Annotated in this window: 19 protein-coding genes; 3 read left to right on the top strand and 16 right to left on the bottom strand. The window is 71.1% G+C overall.

The annotated features are described in order from the left end of the window. Positions 1-18: 18 nt before the first annotated feature. From AC2DGY_RS00095 to AC2DGY_RS00040, 12 genes are all read right to left on the bottom strand, one after another. A complete protein-coding gene (locus AC2DGY_RS00095) occupies positions 19-699 on the bottom strand; it encodes a DNA-3-methyladenine glycosylase (RefSeq protein WP_484507664.1) in 681 nt (226 codons plus the stop codon). Next, positions 696-2,111, bottom strand: coding sequence for a hypothetical protein (locus AC2DGY_RS00090; protein WP_484507663.1), 1,416 nt, complete (start codon positions 2,109-2,111; stop codon positions 696-698). Before AC2DGY_RS00090 ends, AC2DGY_RS00095 begins: the two co-directional genes overlap by 4 nt. Then, positions 2,101-2,904, bottom strand: coding sequence for a TIGR03943 family putative permease subunit (locus tag AC2DGY_RS00085; protein ID WP_484507662.1), 804 nt, complete (start codon positions 2,902-2,904; stop codon positions 2,101-2,103). Before AC2DGY_RS00085 ends, AC2DGY_RS00090 begins: the two co-directional genes overlap by 11 nt. Continuing rightward, a complete protein-coding gene (locus AC2DGY_RS00080) occupies positions 2,897-3,880 on the bottom strand; it encodes a permease (RefSeq protein ID WP_484509952.1) in 984 nt (327 codons plus the stop codon). The genes AC2DGY_RS00085 and AC2DGY_RS00080 overlap by 8 nt, the downstream gene beginning before the upstream one ends. A 32-nt stretch (positions 3,881-3,912) precedes the next feature. Continuing rightward, on the bottom strand, positions 3,913-4,317 hold the full coding sequence (locus AC2DGY_RS00075; protein ID WP_484507661.1) for a Fur family transcriptional regulator: 405 nt from the start codon (positions 4,315-4,317) through the stop codon (positions 3,913-3,915). 609 nt (positions 4,318-4,926) lie between these two features. Beyond that, a complete protein-coding gene (locus tag AC2DGY_RS00070; RefSeq protein WP_484507660.1) occupies positions 4,927-5,784 on the bottom strand; it encodes a metal ABC transporter permease in 858 nt (285 codons plus the stop codon). After that, positions 5,784-6,596: a metal ABC transporter ATP-binding protein gene (locus tag AC2DGY_RS00065; protein WP_484507659.1), complete on the bottom strand. Its 813-nt coding sequence runs from the start codon at positions 6,594-6,596 to the stop codon at positions 5,784-5,786. Before AC2DGY_RS00065 ends, AC2DGY_RS00070 begins: the two co-directional genes overlap by 1 nt. Further along, the gene (locus AC2DGY_RS00060; RefSeq protein WP_484507658.1) at positions 6,593-7,555 is read right to left on the bottom strand and encodes a metal ABC transporter substrate-binding protein; all 963 of its coding nucleotides are present in this window, start codon (positions 7,553-7,555) and stop codon (positions 6,593-6,595) included. Before AC2DGY_RS00060 ends, AC2DGY_RS00065 begins: the two co-directional genes overlap by 4 nt. 173 nt (positions 7,556-7,728) lie before the next feature. Further along, positions 7,729-9,138: a dihydrolipoamide acetyltransferase family protein gene (locus AC2DGY_RS00055; protein WP_484507657.1), complete on the bottom strand. Its 1,410-nt coding sequence runs from the start codon at positions 9,136-9,138 to the stop codon at positions 7,729-7,731. Positions 9,139-9,276: 138 nt separating this feature from the next. Continuing rightward, entirely contained in the window at positions 9,277-10,254 is a 978-nt protein-coding gene (locus AC2DGY_RS00050) for an alpha-ketoacid dehydrogenase subunit beta (RefSeq protein WP_484507656.1), read from the bottom strand. Next, positions 10,251-11,402: a thiamine pyrophosphate-dependent enzyme gene (locus tag AC2DGY_RS00045; protein WP_484507655.1), complete on the bottom strand. Its 1,152-nt coding sequence runs from the start codon at positions 11,400-11,402 to the stop codon at positions 10,251-10,253. The genes AC2DGY_RS00050 and AC2DGY_RS00045 overlap by 4 nt, the downstream gene beginning before the upstream one ends. Before the next feature lie 4 nt (positions 11,403-11,406). Continuing rightward, complete coding sequence (locus AC2DGY_RS00040; protein WP_484507654.1) at positions 11,407-12,525, bottom strand: histidinol-phosphate transaminase; 1,119 nt, start codon at positions 12,523-12,525, stop codon at positions 11,407-11,409. A 58-nt stretch (positions 12,526-12,583) separates the two neighbouring features. Between AC2DGY_RS00040 and AC2DGY_RS00035 the strand changes: the two genes are divergently transcribed. Beyond that, positions 12,584-12,976, top strand: a complete 393-nt coding sequence (locus AC2DGY_RS00035) for a phage holin family protein (RefSeq protein ID WP_484507653.1) — start codon at positions 12,584-12,586, stop codon at positions 12,974-12,976. Here the strand turns inward: AC2DGY_RS00035 and AC2DGY_RS00030 are convergent. Together AC2DGY_RS00030 and AC2DGY_RS00025 are read right to left on the bottom strand one after the other, a co-directional pair. After that, positions 12,930-14,252, bottom strand: a complete 1,323-nt coding sequence (locus AC2DGY_RS00030) for a hypothetical protein (RefSeq protein ID WP_484507652.1) — start codon at positions 14,250-14,252, stop codon at positions 12,930-12,932. The two genes, AC2DGY_RS00035 and AC2DGY_RS00030, sit on opposite strands and share 47 nt — an antisense overlap. Beyond that, positions 14,249-14,536, bottom strand: coding sequence for a hypothetical protein (locus AC2DGY_RS00025; RefSeq protein ID WP_484507651.1), 288 nt, complete (start codon positions 14,534-14,536; stop codon positions 14,249-14,251). The genes AC2DGY_RS00030 and AC2DGY_RS00025 overlap by 4 nt, the downstream gene beginning before the upstream one ends. A 113-nt stretch (positions 14,537-14,649) precedes the next feature. Between AC2DGY_RS00025 and AC2DGY_RS00020 the strand changes: the two genes are divergently transcribed. Both AC2DGY_RS00020 and purB read left to right on the top strand, forming a co-directional pair. Then, complete coding sequence (locus AC2DGY_RS00020) at positions 14,650-15,156, top strand: low molecular weight protein-tyrosine-phosphatase (protein ID WP_484507650.1); 507 nt, start codon at positions 14,650-14,652, stop codon at positions 15,154-15,156. A 36-nt stretch (positions 15,157-15,192) separates the two neighbouring features. Then, positions 15,193-16,572, top strand: coding sequence for an adenylosuccinate lyase (purB, locus tag AC2DGY_RS00015; RefSeq protein WP_484507649.1), 1,380 nt, complete (start codon positions 15,193-15,195; stop codon positions 16,570-16,572). A gap of 16 nt (positions 16,573-16,588) precedes the next feature. On the opposite strand, the gene AC2DGY_RS00010 is transcribed toward purB, so the two are convergent. Together AC2DGY_RS00010 and AC2DGY_RS00005 are read right to left on the bottom strand one after the other, a co-directional pair. Beyond that, the gene (locus AC2DGY_RS00010; RefSeq protein ID WP_484507648.1) at positions 16,589-17,701 is read right to left on the bottom strand and encodes a GntR family transcriptional regulator; all 1,113 of its coding nucleotides are present in this window, start codon (positions 17,699-17,701) and stop codon (positions 16,589-16,591) included. A gap of 30 nt (positions 17,702-17,731) precedes the next feature. Next, complete coding sequence (locus tag AC2DGY_RS00005) at positions 17,732-18,793, bottom strand: glycoside hydrolase family 76 protein (protein WP_484507647.1); 1,062 nt, start codon at positions 18,791-18,793, stop codon at positions 17,732-17,734. Positions 18,794-18,962: the final 169 nt, after the last annotated feature.

Below are 18,962 nucleotides of genomic sequence, written 5' to 3'. Positions count from 1 at the left end.
GTGCGCGCAGACAAACAGTCAGTCTAGCACGGCCGCCTCCGCCGCCCCGCGTCCCCATCGGAAGGGCGATACGGTCGGGTCTCCGGCGATCCAGAAGCGCCACGGAAACACTGCGGTGCCGGCGACGCCCGCGACCCCGACGCGGGGGCCCGTCGCGACCTCGGCGATCGGGTCCGCGAGCACCTCCAGCCGAGCCGTGGCGCCGGCCTGCGGCGCTCCGGTGACCGCGTCGATGCCGTCGTGGTCGGAATGCCGTAGGCCGACAGCATCCCCGAGGCGTCCGGGTCCTCGGGCGAGGTCGCGCGAGGACCGCACGACACCGCGGCGCTCCAGGCGGCGCCGGGTTGCAGCCTCCTCGCCCTCGATGATTTCGCCGCCGCGCAGCAGGATCCCGCCGGCGACGCCCTCGGGGCCGCACACGACGTTGACGCAGGAGTGGATGCCGTGGCTCAGGTACACGTACAGACGGCCCGGTTCGCCCCACATCGTGGCGTTGCGCCGTGTCGGGCCGCTCCGGGCGTGCGAGCCGGGGTCTCCCACCTCGCCCGTGCCGAGCCCGTGGTAGGCCTCGACTTCGCTCAGCCGCACCACGACGGTGTCGTCACCGATGCGCGTGGTCAGCAGCGCACCGAGCAGACGGGGGGCGACGTCGACGGGGAGACCGGCGAGCTCGGTGCGGGTGACCGGGCGATACGTCATGACGAGGGCCCCTGGCACCACGAGACGCCGAATCCACCGAGCGCGGTCACCTCGTCACCGGTACCGATCTCGACCACCCGTGTCTCCAGGCGCCCGGGCATCGGCAGCCGGTACCGGTCGTACGGGTTCTCCGCCGCGTCAAGGGCGACCAGCAGTGCGGCGTAGCGCCCGCTCGGCGACACGCACGTCTGGACGAGGGCGTCGGCGGAGCCGAGCGTCAGGAGCGTCTGCACGGCGCCGTCCTCGGCCACGTGCACGACCGACGTCGAGACCAGCGCGCTGGAGGCATCGATCTGCGCGGCGGCGCGGATCGTCCCGGCGCCCTCACCGGGCACCGGCGTCACGGTGCCGGGCATGCCGACGTCCTCGGACGGCTCCACCAGCGGCCGCTCGGTGCCATCGGTGAGATCCAGCACCGCCATCCCCTCCGCTCGTTCGATGACCGCTTCGGACGATCCCCGCGCGATGCCTTCGATCGCCAGGGCGGAGCCCAGCGGCGTCGCATCCGCCCCGTCCGGAGTCGCCAGCAGAAGCCGCCCGTCGAACGTGAGCGCCAGGATGCTGTCGGTGTCGGGGACGAACCGCCACTCCCCCACCCGGGCGTCGTCCCCGGGCAGGGGCACTTCGCGGGGGGCCTGGTCGGCCGCACCCTCGGCGAGCGATGCCGTGAACAGCACACTCTCGCGGCCGCCGTCGGCGCCGAGGGACGCATCGGAGTAGGTGTACCCGATGCGTTCTCCGCGGTCGGCGGACTGCAGGCCGGAGACGAATCCGTCACCGGGGAGGGGCAGGTGACGTGCCTCGCCGCTGGCGGGGTCGACCACCAGGAGAGCGGCCCGATCGCCCTCCAGCACGGAGACGACGAGGTGCGACGCGGTTGCCCGGTAGTCCTCGATGTGCGGATGGGAGAACACCGCGGCCGCCTCGTCGCCGGGGAGGTTCGTGCGGTAGATCGTGTCGCCGTCGCCCGAGTCGCGCTGCAGGAGGAACACCTCGAGCGGGGGCGTGCGGAACGTCTCCTCGATCGTGGCGGCGGGGCCCGCCCCGAGCCCCTGCACCCCTCGAACGCGCACGGTGTAGTCGGCGTCATCCTGAAGCGGCAGCGTGAACCGCACGCCGATGCTCCGCCCGGACGTGTCGACGGTGAAGGGGGTGGCCGGCTCGACCTCCACCTGATCCGCGTCCACCTCACGCAGCGACTGCGTGGTGGTGAGGATGACGCGGGAGCCGGAGGCGGCAACGGCCGCGGCCGGATCGACCTGGACGTCGGTCACGCGCGGCCCCTGCCCGACCGTGACGGCCGCGCCGGCCGCGGACACGAGCATGAGCGTGCCGAGCACCGCGGCGAAGGCGGCCAGGAAGCTCCGGCCGCGGCGATGCTGCGACCGCGCACGCCGGGAGTCAGTACTCATACGGATCCTGAGGCTCCTCGATGGGCGTGACCTCGTCGGCCTCGACGCGCAGCGCACCGTCGGAGCCCGATCGGACCGTGCCGGAAACGGTCACCCACTGCCCCGTGCCGGGCGGGCGCGCGGTGAAGGACACCGGCAGGGTGGCCGACTGCGCGTCGATCACGCAGTGCGTGATGACCAGGCGGGTGAGCGCGAAATCTCCGCCGTCGCCCGGTGTGACGAAGCCGGTCAGGGTCACCGGCTCGCCGTCGAAGCGGTCGGGGTCGGTCGCCGAGGAGAAGATGCCGGCCCACTCCCCCACGCCGAAGCGCGAGCTGTCGCCCGATGCGGCGAGGGTGACGACGTCGGAACCGGCGAACAGCGGGGCCGTTCCCACGTCACGCGACATCGCCAGCTCCGCCGACAGCGATGCGGCCGGGGTGACGAGCATCGCCACGACCACACCGGATGCGAGGATCCCGCCGGTCGCGGATGCGGCGAGCGCGAATCCACCGGCGCGCGGGGGGTGCGCATCGTCGCCGAGCACCTGGGGACCGGCCGTGCTCAGGGCCGCCGCATCCGTACCGTGATCATGGCCGTGGTCGTCCTCCGCCCCCAGGGGGAGAGCGAAGCTCGCGACGGCGCCGATCAGCACGACGACGGCCATGAGAACGGCGAACCAGGACGAGTCGGGGTTGATGTACAGCGCGAGCCGTCCGGTGACGGCGAGCGCGATCGTGATCACCGCGAGGCACGCGGACAGCCCCACACCCAGCCAGCGGGTCGTGAGGGAACGGGTCGCGACGCTAGGCAAGGAGGTTCACCACCGTTCCCAGTGCGAAGGCGGCGGCCACGACGATCACGGTCACGCCGACGAGGACGCGGGTGGTGAAGGTCGTGCGCAGCAGCGCCAGCATCTTCACGTCCACGAGAGGCCCGACCAGCAGGAACGCCACCAGCGACCCCGGGGTGAACGCCGACGCGAACGACAGCGCGAAGAACGCGTCGACGTTCGAGCAGATCGACACCACCATGGCCAGCACGATCATCGTCGCGATCGACAGGGCGGGGTCGGACCCGATCGCCAGGAGCGCCGAACGGGGAACGATGACCTGCACCGCTCCCGCCAGCGCAGAGCCGATGACCAGCGCCGGCATCACGGCGCGCAGCTCGACGATGAACTGCGCGAGGCTCCGCCGGCCCTTGCCGCCCGGTTCGGCCACGACGAGGGCGCAGGTCTGCCGGAAGCGATCGGTCACCAGCGCGTCGGGGTCGGGGTGGCGGCTGTACAGCCAGCCGAGGAGGTTCGCCACGAGGTATCCCCCGACCAGGCGGGCGATGAGGATCCCGTCGCTCCATCCGAAAGCCGCGTGCGTCGTCAGGATCACGATCGGGTTGACGATGGGGGCGGCGATGAGGAACGTCAGGGTGTCGGACACGGAGAACCCGCGCATCATCAGGCCGCGTGCGAACGGGACGTTGCCGCATTCGCACACCGGGAAGAGCATCCCGAGCAGCGACAGCACAGCCCTCCGCGCCCACGCGCGGCGGGGCATCCACCGCTCGATCACGCCGGCGGGGATCCACACCTGGACGACCACGGACAGCACGACACCGAGGGCGATGAAGGGCAGCGCCTCGATGAGGACGCTGAGGGCCAGCGTCAGGCCGTCCTGAGCGCGCGTGGGCAGGGCATCGGCGAACAGCGACGGCGCGAACGCGTCGATCGCGAACAGCGCGGCGACGACGGCGATTCCCGCGCCGAGCCAGGGCGTGGCCCGACCGGGCACGCGCTGCCGGACGGGGCCGGGCCGGAGCTGCGTCACGCCTTCTCGCGAGCCGCCTGTGCGCAGGACGCACACCGGCCGAAGATGTCGACGACGTGCTCCGCGTCCGTGAACCCGTGCTGGGCGGCCGTCTGGCGCGCCCACTGCTCGACGTCGGTGGCGGCGATCTCCACGGTGAGCCCGCACGACCGGCAGATGAGATGGTGATGGTGTCCGGCGGACGTGCACGCGCGGAACAGGTTCTCGCCCTCCGGGCTCTGCAGCGAATCGGCCTCACCCTGCGAGGCCATGCCGGCGAGAGTGCGATAGACGGTGGCCAGTCCGATGCCGGTGTTCTCATCGCGCAGGGCAGCGTGCAGTGACTGCGCGCTCACGAACCCGCGGGCGTCGGTGAGCGCCTCGCGAACGCGTTCGCGTTGCCACGTATTGCGCTGAACCATGCCGAAATCCTACCCGCGCGCCCTGAGCGGACCCCGGGTGGATCCGGGGCCGGGGGCGCGGTGCCCGTGCGGGTGCGGTGTGCCGAGTTGCCCGGGTGCGGGGTGCCGGGGGCGGGTGCGGGGTGCGGAGTTACCCGGGTGCGGGTGGTCCGGGGCCGACGCCGCGGGTATGCACAACGGCGGAGATGGTCCGCGCCACACCGGCCCCGCGGCATCCCACACGGCGCGTCCCCCACGATCTCCGCAGTTGTGCCGCCCGGGCGCGGGACGGAGAGGCGGAACGTCGGGTGCGCGTGCCGGGGGCCGGGGGCCGGGGGCGGAGTTACCCGGGTGCGGGGCGGAGTGCGGGTGCCGGCGCCGCGGCGCGGCCGCCGCCGCGGGGCTGCACAGCGGCGGAGACGGTCCGCGACACACCGGCCCCGCGGCATTCCGTGCGGCGCGTCCCCCACGATCTCCGCAGTTGTGCCGCCCGGGCGCGGGACGGAGAGGCGGGTGGGCGGGTGGGTGGAGAGGCGAGTGGGCGGGTGGGCGGGTGAGCGGAGAGGCGAGTGGGCGGGCGGGTGGGCGGTGAGGTGGGTGGGTGGAGAGGCGAGTGGGCGGGCGGAGGCGTCAGGCGGTGCGCGTGACCCGGCCGCGGCGGCCGCCGACCGCACGGCACACCAGGTAGATCACGAAGGAGATGGTCGTGATGTAGGGGCTCACCGGGAGAGTGCCCGCGACGGCGAGGAGGATGCCGCCGACCGCGGAGACGAACCCGAAGAGTGCGGCCAGGACCGGGACCGAGAGCGGCCCGGACGCGATGCGCATGGCCGCAGCGGCGGGGGTGACCAGCAGCGCCATCACCAGCAGCGCTCCGATGATGTGCACGGCGACGGCGACGACGAGACCGAGCAGCAGCATGAAGGTCAGGGATACGGCCGTGGTCGGGACGCCCCGAGCCGCTGCCGACTGCGGGTCGAGCGAGTCGAATCGCAGCGGACGCCAGATCAGCAGCAGAGCGACGAGCACCACCGCGCCGATGGCGATGAGCCAGCCGAGCTGCCCGGTCTGCACCGACACGATCTGTCCCGTGAGCAGACTGAACCGGTTCGCGCTGCGGCCGTTGTAGAGGGAGAGGAAAAGGATGCCGAGGCCCAGGCCGAAGGGCATCAGCACGCCGATGATCGAATTGCGGTCGCGCGCGCGGGCTCCGAGCCATCCGATGAGCGCGGCGGCCACGAGCGAACCGACGATGGAGCCCGTGACCACATCGAACCCGAGCAGAAGCGCGGCGGCGGCTCCGGCGAACGACAGTTCGCTGATGCCGTGAACGGCGAAGGCCATGTCCCGCTGCACCACGAACACGCCGATGAGGCCGCCGACGAGCCCCAGGATCGCACCGGCGATGACCGAGTTGGATACGAGCGCGAGGATGGCGCCGTAGTCGGGCAGCCCGCCGAACAGCGCGTCCCACACCTCGCCGGCCATCAGTGCTCGCCCTCGTGATGGTGGTGGTGCGACGCTTCCGCGTCGGGTGCGCCGACCACCACGAGGCGGTCGCCGGCGCGCAGGACGTACACGGGCGCTCCGTACAGCTCGGTGAGCACGCGCGAGTTCAGCACGTCATCGGGACGTCCGAGGGTGAACCGCCCCCCGGCGATGTACAGGATGCGGTCGACCTTGCCGAGCACCGGATTGATGTCATGCGTGACCAGGAGGACCGCGGCGTCGTTCTCCCGACGGTGCTTGTCGATCAAGCGCACGACGGCCTGCTGGTTGGCGAGGTCCAGGCTCGTCAACGGCTCGTCGCACAGCAGCAGCCGCGGTTCGTCGGCGAGCGCCTGCCCCACGCGCAGTCGCTGCTGCTCACCACCGGAGAGCGAGCCGACGGGGCGATCGGCGAAGGATTCGGCTCCGACCGCGGTCACGAGCGCTTCGGTGCGGGCACGGTCGCCCCGGCGCGGAATCGGCAGCCCGAAGCGGTGACCGTTCACCCCGAGGGCGACGAGATCGCGACCTCGGAGCGCCGTCTCGGCTGGCAGCGGGCGCTGCTGAGGGATGTATCCGATCCCGCGGTTGCCCGCCCCGCGCACCGGCGCGCCCAGCGCCGAGATGCTACCCGCGCTCAGCCGCTCCAGGCCCAGGATCGCGCGAAGGAGGGTGGTCTTGCCCGAGCCGCTGGGTCCCAGGACCGCGATCAGTTCGCCGGGCTCCACCTCGAGGTCGAGGCCGCTCCAGAGCGTCCGACCATCGCGCCGGAGAGCTGCACCGTGGATCTCGAGCGGTCGTTCTGAGTTCACCGCTCCAGCGCGCCGGCCAGTGCCGCGACGTTCTCGTCCATCCACGAAAGGTAAGTCTGACCCTCCGGCAGCGTCTCCGCGAACTCCACGACCGGAATGCCGGCGCTTTCGGCCTCGAGAAGCACCTCTTCGGTCTCGGGTCCGCCGGTCTGCGCGTTGGCGATCACGACCCGGACGTCGCCGGCTGCCAGCAGATCGAGGGCCTCCAGAAGAGTCGCGGGAGGAACGTCCTGCCCCTCCTCGACGGCTTCGGTGAACGCCTCGGGGGTGACGTTCTCCAGCTCGGCGGCCGATGCCAGGTACAGCGGCACCGGCTCGGTGACGAAGACCTTCGCTCCCGCATCCGTGGCCGCGATCGCGGCAAGGGAGTCCTCGAGGCCGGCGATCCCGCCGGCGAACTCCTCGAGGTTGGCGGCGATGTGGGCGGCGCTGTCGGGCACGAGCGCGGTGAGCTCGTCGGCGACCGCCTCGGCCACGTGCACCACCGTATGCGGGTCGTACCAGACGTGCTCGTTGAAGCCTTCGACGTGCTCGTGGTCGCCGTGGTCGTGCTCGTCCCCCGCGGCATCCTCGTCGGACTCTGCACCGTGACCGGCGTTGCCCGGCCAGTCGTGCGAGTACTCGGCGGCGGTGATGACGTGCGCGTCGGTTCCGGATGCGTCGATGAGCCCGTCGACGAACCCGTCGTAGCCGCCGCCGTTCTCCAGCACGAGGTCGGCGCGGTTGACGGCCAGCTGGTCCTGCGCGCTGGCCTCGAACGAGTGCGGATCCTGCCCCGCCGACGTCACGATCGAGGTGACCTCGACCGCATCCCCTCCGATCGCCTCGACGATCTGCCCGTACACGTTGGTGGATGCCACGACCCGGACCACACCGTCATCCGTCTCCGCGGTGGTGCTCGCGCAGCCGGCGAGTGCGAGAGCGGAAACGGCGACGAGCGCGAAGCGCGAACGGATCATGCGCTCCACCCTACCGGCTATTGATAACCGTTCTCACCCGTCCCATCCGCCCCCGGTCCCTGAGCCGCGAGAATCCACGTGGGCGGCGAGAATCCGGTCGGATGCGGCATTCTCGCCGGGAGGATGGATTCTCGCGGTCAGTGGGGGGCGGGCGGCGGGCGGGGGCGGGCGGGTCAGTCGAGGAGGAGCGCGGGTTCCTCGAGGATCGAGGCCACGTCGGCGATGAAGCGGCTCATCTCGTCGCCGTCGATCACGCGGTGATCGAAGGATCCGGCCACGGTCGTGACCCAGCGGGGGCGCACCTCGCCGTCGACCACCCACGGCTTCTGCCGGATGGTGCCGAGGGCCACGATCCCGGCCTCGCCGCCGTTGATGATCGGGGTTCCCGCATCCATCCCGAACACGCCGATGTTGGTGATCGTGATCGTGCCGCCCTGCTGGTCGGCGGGTGTCGCCTTGCCCTCGCGCGCGGTGGTCGTGAGCTTCTGCAGCGCGCGGGCGAGTTCGCGCATCGTGAGGTCCTGCGCGTCCTTGATGTTGGGAACCAGGAGCCCGCGGGGAGTGGCTGCGGCGATGCCGAGGTTGACGTAGTGGTGCAGCCGGATCTGGGCACCGTCGTCGCCGTCGACCCAGGCCGCGTTCACCATCGGCGTGCGCCGGACGGCCCAGATGACGGCACGCGCCATGATCAGCAGCGGGGAGACCTTGACGTCGGCGAAGTCGGGCGAGGCCTTCAGCCGCTTGACGAGTTCCATCGTCCGCGTCGCGTCGACGTCGGTCCACACCGACACGTGCGGGGCGGAATAGGCCGTGCGCACGAGGCCCGTCGCGACGGCCTTGCGGACACCGCGGACGGGGATGGACTCTTCGCGGGCATCCTTCCCGGCGGCATCGTTCCCGGCGGCGGCGTTCCCTGCTGCGTCGTTCCTGGCCCCGGCGGCGGACGCCGGGGCGGCGGGGGCCGCAGCAGCCGGCGCGGGAGGAGCCTGGGCAGGCACGGGGATGGTCTCCTCGCGGACGGCACCCCACTCCGGCGTCTCCAGGTTGCGGAAGACGCTCGCCTGCGACGCCTGCTTCACGACGTCCTCGCGCGTGACCTCCCCGGCGGCGCCACTGGGCGTCACCGCCGCGAGGTCGACGCCGAGGTCGCGGGCGAGCTTGCGGATCGGAGGTTTGGCCACCACGCCGACGGATGCCGCGACCGGCCGCTCAGCGGGGCGCCGGCGGCGCGACTGCGCGGTCCCGCCGGTGCCGTAGCCGACGAGCACCGCCCCACCGGGGTCGGTGGGTTGGGGAACCGTGGCGGCGGCGGGAGCGGGTCCGTCGCCGGAACCCCCGTCCGGCGCATCCGCGATGGTGATGATCGGGGCGCCGACATCCACGGTGTCGCCCTCGGCAGCGAGCAGCTCGCCGACGGTGCCCCCGAACGGCGAGGGGAGTTCGACGAGCGACTTGGCCGTCTCGATCTCCACCAGTACGTCGTTTACGGCAACGGTGTCACCGGGAGCGACGCGCCACGACACGATCTCGGCCTCGGTGAGGCCTTCACCGACGTCCGGGAGGAGGAAGGTCTGGGTGCTCATCGGAGCGTCCTTTCGATCACGTCGTGCTCCTGCAGTGCGGCGGAAAAACCCCGCCGGGGGCGTCTTCGCGGGCGCCTGCGTCGATTCTGCAGGAGTTATGCCCGCGGGTGGCCGGATCTGCGCGCATGGCCGGACGGGTCAGTAGGCGAGGGCGCGATCGACGGCCTCGAGGATGCGGTCGGCATCGGGCAGGTACGCCGCTTCGAGCTTCGCCGGCGGGAAGGGGGTGTCGAAGCCGGAGACCCGGATGACCGGGGCCTCCAGGGAGTAGAAGGCCCGCTCGGCCACGGTCGCGGCGACTTCGCTTCCGAGGCTCGTGAACCCCGGCGCCTCCTGCGCGTAGACCATCCGGCCGGTGCGTCGGACGGAGTCCAGGATCGGGCCGTAGTCCACCGGCGACAGCGACCGCAGGTCGATGACCTCGCAGCTGGTTCCCTCGCCCTCGGCGAGCGCGGCGGCCTGCAAGAGCGTCGTGACCATGGCGCCGTGGCCCACGAGGGTCACATCCGTCCCGCGCCGCACGACCCGGCTCTCGTGCAGCGACGCCCCGGGCGCGGTCGTGTCGACCTCGCCCTCCTGCCAGTACTTCGCCTTCGGCTCGAGGAAGATGACCGGATCGGGCGAGGCGATCGCCTCCTGGATCATCCAGTACGCGTCATGCGCGGTCGAGGGGCTCACCACGCGCAGGCCGGGTGTGTGCGTGAAGTACGCCTCTGGGCTCTCCTGGTGATGCTCGATCGCGCCGATGTGCCCGCCGTAGGGGATGCGGATGACCACCGGCATCTGCAGGGCGCCCTCATGCCGGTATGTGATCTTCGCCAGCTGGGAGGTGATCTGGTCGAACCCGGGGAAGACAAATCCGTCGAACTGGATCTCGCACACGGGCCGGAATCCGCCCATCGCCAGGCCGATCGCGGTGCCGACGATGCCCGATTCGGCCAGCGGCGTGTCGACGACGCGCTGCGGGCCGAAGTCGGCCTGCAGCCCCTCGGTGATCCGGAAGACCCCGCCGAGCGGGCCGATGTCCTCGCCCATCAGGAGGACGCGGTCGTTCTCCTCGAGGGCGCGGCGCAGTCCCGCGTTGAGGGCCTTGCCCAGCGGCATTTCGTTGCTCATGACGCCCCCTGTTCGAACGACGCCTCGTACTCGGCCAGCCACCGGCGCTGCTCGTCGACGAGGGGGTGCGCAGCGGAGTAGACATTCGCGAAGATCTGCTCGGGGTCGAGGGTCGTCGCCGCGTTCGTCGTGCGGGTGCGGATGTCGTCGGCGAGTGCCTGGCCCTCCGCATCCGCCTCCTCGAAGAACGCCGTGGACGCGCCGCGGCCCTCCAGGAACGCCCGCATGCGCACGATCGGGTCCCGCCCCGCCCACGACTTCTCCTCATCGGAGGTGCGGTACTTCGTGGGGTCGTCGCTGGTGGTGTGCGCGCCCATCCGGTACGTCATCGCCTCGATGGCGCGGGGGCCGTCGCCGCCGCGGGCCTCATCGAGCGCGACCTTGGTGACCGCGTAGCTGGCCAGCACGTCGTTGCCGTCCACCTGAACGCTCGGGATGCCGTAGCCTGCGCTGCGCCGATAGAGCGGCGAGCGCGACTGGGTCGCGACCGGAACCGAGATCGCCCACTGGTTGTTCTGGAGGAAGAAGACCTCGGGGGCGCGGAAGCTGGCGGCGTAGACCATCGACTCGTGCACGTCGCCCTGGCTGGATGCTCCGTCGCCGTAGTACACGATGACGGCCTCGTCGCGGTCGGCGTCGCCGGTACCGCACTTGCCGTCGAAGACCAGCCCCATCGCCAGCCCGGTGGCGTGGAGGGTCTGCGCCCCGAGGACGAGCGTGTACAGGTGCGTGTTGCCGTTGGCGGGGTCGAACGGGTTCCAGCCGCCGTGGGTGAGGCCGCGCATGAGGCGCAGGATGTGCAGCGGATCCACGCCGCGCACCTGCGCGACGACGTGCTCGCGGTACGAGGGGAAGAGGTGGTCCTGTGGCCGGGCGGCTCGCACCGACCCCACCTGGGCCGCCTCCTGGCCCCAGCTGGGCGGCCACAGGGCCAGCTGGCCCTGCCGCTGGAGGTTGGTCGCCTGGCGATCGAAGGCGCGGATCGACACCATGTCGCGGTAGAACTGCTCGAGTTCGGCGTCGCTCAGCGCGTCGACGACATCGCGGTACGGCTCGGCGGCGGCGGTGGGCGCCAGCGATCCGTCGGCGGCCAGCACGCGCACCAGTTGCGGGTCGTCGTGCGCTCCGGTGAATTCGGGCCCTGTCACGGTTCTACGCTAGCCCGCGGCCTGGGTGGCCCTCTGGGAGGGTCTCGACAACGGATGCTGCGACCCGTAGGACCTTGTCCACAGACTCCTCTTCGCCCACCGACACCCGCAGCCCGTCGCCGGCGAACGGACGCACGACGAGTCCTTCGGCGCCGAAGGCCGTGGCGAACTCCTCCGTGTGCGCGCCGGCCGGCAGCCACACGAAGTTGCCCTGCGCCTCCGGCACCCGCCACCCGGCCTGCCGAAGGCCTGCCGCGAGGCGGTCGCGGCGTTCGGTGATGATGCGGACCCGCTCCAGCAGGGCATCTTCCGAATCGAGGCTGGCGAGGGCCGCGGTCTGCGCCTGGGCTGTGACCGACAGTGGGATCATGGTCGCCCGCGCCGCATCCAGCACCCGCGGGTGCCCGATCGCGTAACCGATGCGCAGGGCGGCGAGTCCGAAGGCCTTCGAGAAGGTCCGCAGGGCCACGACGTTGGGCCGCCCGAGAAGACCGAGCACCCGCATCCCGTCGACGGCGTCGGGATCGGTGACGAATTCGGCGTAGGCCTCGTCGAGGATGACCATGACATCCGCGGGCACGGCGTCGAGGAAGGCGGCGAATTCGTCGTGGGTGACGATCGGGCCGGTGGGATTGTTCGGGCTGCACACGAGGATGACCCGCGTGCGCTCGGTGACCGCCGCGGCCATCGCGGGCAGGTCGTGGCGGGCGTCGTCGGTGAGGGGTACCTCGATCGCGGTCGCTCCGGCCACGTTCACCAGCGTCGGATACGCCTCGAACGACCGCCAGGCGTAGATCACCTCGTCGCCCGGACCGGCCGCGGCGAGGATCAACTGCGCGATCACCGACACGCTTCCCGCCCCCACGTGCACGGCCTCCACGGCGACTCCGAAGCGGGCGGCCAGTCGCTCGCGCAGCTGCGAGGCCATGGCATCCGGGTAGCGGTTGAGCGCGCCCGCCGATGCCACCGCCTCGAGCACCCCGGGGAGCGGGTCGAACGGGTTCTCGTTGCTGGACAGCTTGAACGCGTCGGCCCCGGCCTGCTTGCCCTGCCGATAGACCGGAAGGGACGCGATCTCGGGCCGGATGCGGGGGAGGACGGGCGCCTCGTCGTCGACGGTCACCCGTTGAGCCTAGCCGCGGCACCTGGGCGCCTCGCGCCCGCTCTGGCATAGTGGGCCCGTGCGCTTCATCGTCCGCGTGATCATCAACGCCTTCGCGATCTGGGTGGTCTCGCTCATCTCCGTGCTGCAGGTACGCCTCGTCGCCTTCCCCCCGGGGGAGTGGCTGCAGGTGGCATTGACCGCGCTGCTGGTCGGCGCGATCTTCGCCGTGGTGAACAGCATCATCGGCACGGTGCTGAAGGTGCTCGCCTTCCCGCTGTACATCCTCACGCTGGGGCTCATCTCGCTGGTGATCAACGGCTTCCTGCTGTGGCTGACCGCGTGGATCACCCAGCTGTGGGACTTCGGCCTGCGCGTCGAGCACTTCTGGTGGGGCGTCGTCGCCGCGCTCCTCATCACGATCATCAATGCGATCCTGGGTGCTCTGTTCCGCCCGAGCCGGGCGGACTGACCCGCTCCGCGGCATAGTCCCACGCCACGGCGCGCTCGGCCTCGGCCAGTCCGGCGAACACGGTTCGCAGCTCCGCCACACGCGGATCATCGGAGGCATCCACGTGCGCTGCGGTCTCCGCGTACGCCGTCATGTGGTGGGCGGGAAGGGTGAGGTCACGCACCCCCGGCTGGGGGTCGGCGGTGCGCTCGACGACGAAGCTCCCCGCCGCTCCCACCGGCAGGAGGTGGCCGCCGCCCTGAAGCGCCGCGACAGGGTCGTCGGTGTGCCGGACGGTGACCGCGAGCGTGTCGGCACCGACCTCGGCCTGGATGGGCGACCCGAACGAGACGAGCGTGCGGGTCTCGTACTGTCCCTCCAGCGCCAGCCTCTCGGCCACCATCGCGCCCTGCGAATGCCCGAACGCATGGACGACGTCGCCCGGCTCAGCGCCCGCGTCCTCGAGGGCGCGGAGCGCGGCCTGGTACGAGGCGGAGCGCTCACCGGCGTACAGCTGCACGGTCGAGCGCACGTCGAACGGGTCGGTTCCGGCGATCGACTGCGTTCCGGCGATGTAGACGGCGAACTGCCGCCCGCCATCGGGCATCGTGTAACGCTCCACCCGCACGCGGGTGTCTCCGCCGCCGGGAACGCGGGCCGCCGCTTCCGCGAGCGTGGCCGGCGGCGAGGGCGTTGCCACAGGCGTCCGCCGGAGGGCGACGGGCTCACCCGCACCGGCCAGCCGCTCACGAGCGCCGACCGGCCCCAGCCGCAACGCGTCGACGCTCCACCCGAGGGCTGCCACGGTGAACGGCACGATCGAGGCGAGGAGCATGTCCGCTCCGCGGGAGCCGACCCAGGCCTGCCACTCGAGGTCACCGCGGTCGCCGGCGCTCTCGAGCACGTCGCGAGCGCGCAACCACAGCTCCGGACGCCCCCACTGGGCCGCCGCGATCCGGTCGTCCAGACGCGAAGCGGCGGTGGCATCACCGGCCGCCACCGCTGCGGCGCGCTGGGCCAGCACCTCGACGGCCTCGTACAGGTCTGCTGCCTCGTCGACCGCGGCGGCGAGGTGGGCGGCCAGCTGAGCGGCATCGCCGAGGACGCCGCTCACCGTCAGCAGCTCGGTGATCGGAGGGGCACCGGCGATGCCGGAGAGACGCTCGGGCACGCCTCGCAGCAGCGCGGTGATCTCTTCGGCCTCGCCGGCGACGTCACGAAGGCGGCCCGCGGCCGCGCGGAGCGACGCCGTGTCGACCTCCACCACCCCGCCGTCGCGGATCACCAGATCGCTCACGGAGCCGCCGTTCCGGCGAGGAGGCGAGCCTGCGTTCGCCGCAACCCGTCGACCGCGTCATCGGCATACGCCTGAGCGGAACGCACGGCCCGCTCGAGGTCGTCCGCGCGCTCGCGGAACGCCCGCGCCGACGGCGCCTGCCACTGCACCGCATCGGCGACACGACCGGTGCGCACGGTCAACGCGTCGATGCGATTGCGCGCGGCGCGCACCATCCACAGCACCTCCTCCACCGTCGCCGCGCCGGCCAGCGTGAAGGGGTCGAGGGCGGGAGGCGTCGTCACACGACCACGGTGCCCCGCTCGCGGGGCGGAGGACGGCGACGAACGGCGGCCGGTGGAAAGGGGCTCGACAACTCGGCCTGTGCAGGACCGGTCAGCGACGACAGAATAAGGGGATGACTGCCAGCGCGACAGAGCCGTTCCGCGTGGTGTTCGTCTGCAGCGGCAACATCTGCCGCTCGCCCATGGCCGACGTCGTCTTCCGGTGGTTCGTGGATGCTGCAGGCCTGGGCACGCACGTGGCCTCGTCGTCGGCGGGCACCGGGGACTGGCATGTCGGGGAGCGCGCGGACACCCGCACCCTCGAGGCGCTCGCCCGCCGCGGCTACGACGGATCACGCCACCGCGCACGGCAGTTCACCTCGAGCGACTTCGACTCCAGCGACCTGGTGGTCGCGCTCGACCACAGTCACGAGCGCGTGCTGCGCGGCTGGGCTCGCAGCGAGGGCGACGCCGACAAGATCGCGTTGCTGATGTCGTTCGACTCGTCGGCCAAGTCGCTGGACGTCCCCGACCCCTATTACGGGTCCCCGGCGATGTTCGATGACGTGCTCGGTATGATCGAGGGCGCGAGCCGCGCGCTGTTCCGCCAGCTCGAGCCCGCCATCCGCTCCGCCGTCTGACGCCCTGGCGCCCGAAAGCGACCCGACGGGAGACCCGTGACCTTGCTTCCCCCGCAGCCGCTCAGCCCCCTGGACGGCCGCTACCGCGTCGCCGTCTCCGCGCTGGCCGATTACCTCTCCGAGGCCGGGCTCAACCGCGCGCGCGTCGAGGTGGAGGTGGAGTGGCTCATCGCCCTCACCGACCGGTCGCTGTTCGGCACGTCGCCGCTGTCCGAGGACGACAAGGGGCGGCTGCGGGCGCTGTACCGAGACTTCGGCCAGGCGGAGATCGACTGGCTCGCCGAGCGCGAAGCCATCACCCGGCATGACGTGAAGGCCGTCGAATACCTCGTGCGCGATCGCCTCGCCTCCCTCGGGCTCGACGCCGTGGCCGAACTCACCCACTTCGCCCTCACCAGCGAGGACGTCAACTCCGCCGCCTACGCCCTGACCGTCCAGCGCGCGGTCACCCGGGTGTGGCTGCCGAAGCTGGACGGCGTGACCGACGCGCTGGCAGCGCTGGCCGTGGAGCACCGCGATGCCGCCATGCTCGCGCGCACCCACGGCCAACCGGCGACCCCCACCACGATGGGCAAGGAGATCGGCGTGTTCGCGTGGCGCCTCCGCCGCGTCGCCGCTCAGGTGGCCGCATCCGATTACCTGGCGAAGTTCTCGGGGGCCACGGGCACCTGGTCGGCGCATCTGGCGGCTGATCCGGGGGTGGACTGGCCCGCCGTGTCGCAGGAGTTCATCGTCTCGCTCGGGCTGGGCTTCAACCCGGTGACGACGCAGATCGAATCGCACGACTGGCAGGTCGAGCTCTACGACCGCGTGCGCCATGCCGGTGGCATCCTGCACAACCTCGCCACGGATGTGTGGACCTACATCTCGCTCGGGTACTTCCGCCAGATCCCGGTCGCCGGGGCCACGGGGTCCTCGACGATGCCCCACAAGATCAACCCGATCCGCTTCGAGAACGCCGAGGCGAACCTCGAGATCGCCGGCGGGCTGTTCGGCACGCTCGCCTCGACGCTCGTCACCTCGCGCCTCCAGCGGGATCTCACCGACTCGACGACGCAGCGCAACATCGGCGTCGCCTTCGGGCACTCGCTGCTGGCCCTCGACAACCTCGAGCGGGGCCTGCGGGAGATCTCCCTCGCCGAGGACGTGCTCCTGGCCGACCTCGACGCCAACTGGGAGGTGCTCGCCGAGGCCATCCAGACCGTCGTGCGCGCCGAGATCGCCGCCGGCCGGTCGTCGATCACCGACCCGTATGCGCTGCTGAAAGACCTCACTCGGGGGCGCCGCGTCGGCGCTACCGAGCTCGCCGAGTTCGTCCACGGCCTCGACATCGGCGACGCGGCGAAGGAACGACTCCTCGCCCTCAGCCCCGCGACCTACACCGGCCTGGCCTCGGCGGTCGTCGACCACCTGTAACGGTCGCGATTCGGGGTCAGGTCTCGTCGCCCGGCAACGAGGCGGTGGATTCACCGACCACCAGCTCGGTGGCAAGGGTGACCTTGCGCACCTCGCGGGGATCGCGGATGAGCCCGAGGGCCAGGTCGACCGCAGCCTCCCCCATGCCCTCCTGGTCTTGGCGGATATGGGTGAACCGATACCGGGCGGGGTCGTAGAAGGCATCGGGGTGGTCGAAGCAGACGATCGACAGGTCCTCGGGAATGCGCCGCTGCATCCGCCCCGCCGCGACCCGCAGCATCGCTGCGATGTAGTACTCCGTCGCAACGATGGCGGTGACGTCCGGATGATCGCGGAGGTAGGTCTCGAGATGATCCACGTCTTCGGCCGGGGTGATCGTGCTGCCCGGGGTGGTGGAGTGGATCAGGTCGAACACGAGCGCATCGTCGTGGGGGATGTGGTGCATGGCGTGCGCCTTCACGTAGCCATCGCGGCGTTCACGGAGGGTCGACACGGTGCTGTCGGAGCTGACGAGCCCCACGTGCTCATGGCCGAGCGAGAAGAGATACTCGGTCGCCTGCTGACCGGCGGCGATGTTCTCGGAGCACACCGTCGATACCGGCACCCCGTCGAAGCCGCGGTCGAGGATCACGACCGGAAAGTCCTTCGTCACCAACTCGAGCACGGCGGGCGGAATGTACACCGACGAGCTCGGCTGCAGGATGAGCGCGCGGACCCCGCCGTCGACGAGCGCTCGGATGAGTCGGTCCTCTGCCGACGCATCGCCGAGGCTCCGCTTGACCAGCAGGTTGGCGCTGGCGTTCGCGCGATCCAGCAACCCGCCCAGGATGCGCGTGCCGAACGTGTCGTCGAAGTTGGTCACGATCAACCCGATGAGCGGATGCGTGAGGGAGTGCGAGGCCGGGGCGGCGGTGGCGACGTCGCTGATGACGATCGTCCCGACCCGAGGGCGTCGGGTGATGTATCCGTCGTTACGGAGCAGATCGAGCGCCTTCTTCACGGTGATGACACTCACGCCGTGTTTCTCGGTCAGCTCCGCATCCGACGGCAGCCGCTGACCGATGGGATAGTCGCCTCGCTCGATCGCCGCGCGAAGGTCGTCGAAGACCTTCTGGTAGAGAGCAACCATCCGGGTCCCCGTCCTCCCCAATGAACATATTTAATCTAGCATCAGCGACTCGCGTCGTGCCCGCAGCTCCAGTGCCATGATCGCGCTGAGGTGAGTGGAGAAGTCCACCTTCCCGGGCGCGGATGCGGACCAGTCGTCGCCGGGGAGAAGCCACGGGTCCACGCGGGCGTTGCGCCACAACGCGTCGGTGCTGCTGCGGACGAACCCTTCGAGGGTGCCCGCGGCATCGCCCGCGCGATCGAGGTGCTCGAGAAGCGTGCCGACGTAGCGGTAGTAGACACCCTTGAACAGCCCCTCGTCCCCGCCGGCGCCCTCCTGCCGGAAGATCCCGTCATCGGCCAGCTCCCGCAACGCCGTCACCGCCGTCGTCGCCGCGTCATCGAGGTATCGGCGCTCGCCCGTGGCCTCGAAGAGAGCGACGCCCGCGCCGACGAACAGTCCCTGGTTATAGGTGAAGCGCCAGTGCCGGTCGAGTTCGCCGGTCTCCTCCCGGTTGATGCCGTCCTCGACGAACCCGTCCGGGCGCACGAGCGTCTGAGCGAGCCAGCGGTAGGCGGTGAGGCCGTAGTCGAGGTAGCGGCTGTCCTGGCGGCGGCGGAACAGCCGCGCCGAGAGGATGACGAAGGGGCCGTTGGCGGGGGTGTTCTTGTAGTAGAGCTGCTGCTTGCGCCACGCCACGCTCGACCCCATCGTGTCATTCCACCCGTGCTCCACGACGTGCGTCCAGATGCTCTCGGCCTCGGCCAGGTAGCCCTCGTTCCCTGAGGCGTCGGACAGCCGGAGAATCGCGAGGGCGTACCACAGCATGTCGTCGAAGTAGTCGTTGAACAGGGAGCCGCCGTTGCGCTCGAGCACGTTGCGGTAGACCGCCTCCGCCTTCTCGAGCCAGACGGCGTCGCCGGTGCGTTCGAAGGCGTCGATGCGGACATCGAGGAGGTGCGCCAGCCACCAGTAGTTGAAGGTGGAGTCATCGCCCGCGGGGTGGCTGTTGTGAAGCATCTGGGGTTCGCCGGCGCCGAAGAAGTGATCGAGGCTGTTCTGCGCGATCGTGGCGCGCTCGTCCCACGTCGTCGTCTGCGAGGCGGTCGTCATGAAGTCTCCTGGAGGGGCTCGGATGGAGCGCGGAGGGAGGGAAAGGGCCCCCCCCCCCCCCCCCCCCCCCCCCCCCTGTCCCACACCACAAAACCCCCCCTCTGGCCTCCACAAAAGGAATGTTCTCCCCCCCCCACCCACCACCTGTCTATTTTCCCCACCCCCCAAA

The sequence above is a fragment of the Microbacterium sp. Z6_144 genome (assembly GCF_057197625.1).
This window is presented reverse-complemented; position numbering and strand designations above follow the sequence as displayed.

Coding starts and splice junctions, on each gene's coding strand:
- AC2DGY_RS00095 (WP_484507664.1), bottom strand. CDS start 699: ATGACGTATCGCCCGGTCACCCGCACCGAGCTCGCCGGTCTCCCCGTC.
- AC2DGY_RS00090 (WP_484507663.1), bottom strand. CDS start 2,111: ATGAGTACTGACTCCCGGCGTGCGCGGTCGCAGCATCGCCGCGGCCGG.
- AC2DGY_RS00075 (WP_484507661.1), bottom strand. CDS start 4,317: ATGGTTCAGCGCAATACGTGGCAACGCGAACGCGTTCGCGAGGCGCTC.
- AC2DGY_RS00070 (WP_484507660.1), bottom strand. CDS start 5,784: ATGGCCGGCGAGGTGTGGGACGCGCTGTTCGGCGGGCTGCCCGACTAC.
- AC2DGY_RS00060 (WP_484507658.1), bottom strand. CDS start 7,555: ATGATCCGTTCGCGCTTCGCGCTCGTCGCCGTTTCCGCTCTCGCACTC.
- AC2DGY_RS00055 (WP_484507657.1), bottom strand. CDS start 9,138: ATGAGCACCCAGACCTTCCTCCTCCCGGACGTCGGTGAAGGCCTCACC.
- AC2DGY_RS00050 (WP_484507656.1), bottom strand. CDS start 10,254: ATGAGCAACGAAATGCCGCTGGGCAAGGCCCTCAACGCGGGACTGCGC.
- AC2DGY_RS00020 (WP_484507650.1), top strand. CDS start 14,650: ATGACTGCCAGCGCGACAGAGCCGTTCCGCGTGGTGTTCGTCTGCAGC.
- AC2DGY_RS00010 (WP_484507648.1), bottom strand. CDS start 17,701: ATGGTTGCTCTCTACCAGAAGGTCTTCGACGACCTTCGCGCGGCGATC.
- AC2DGY_RS00005 (WP_484507647.1), bottom strand. CDS start 18,793: ATGACGACCGCCTCGCAGACGACGACGTGGGACGAGCGCGCCACGATC.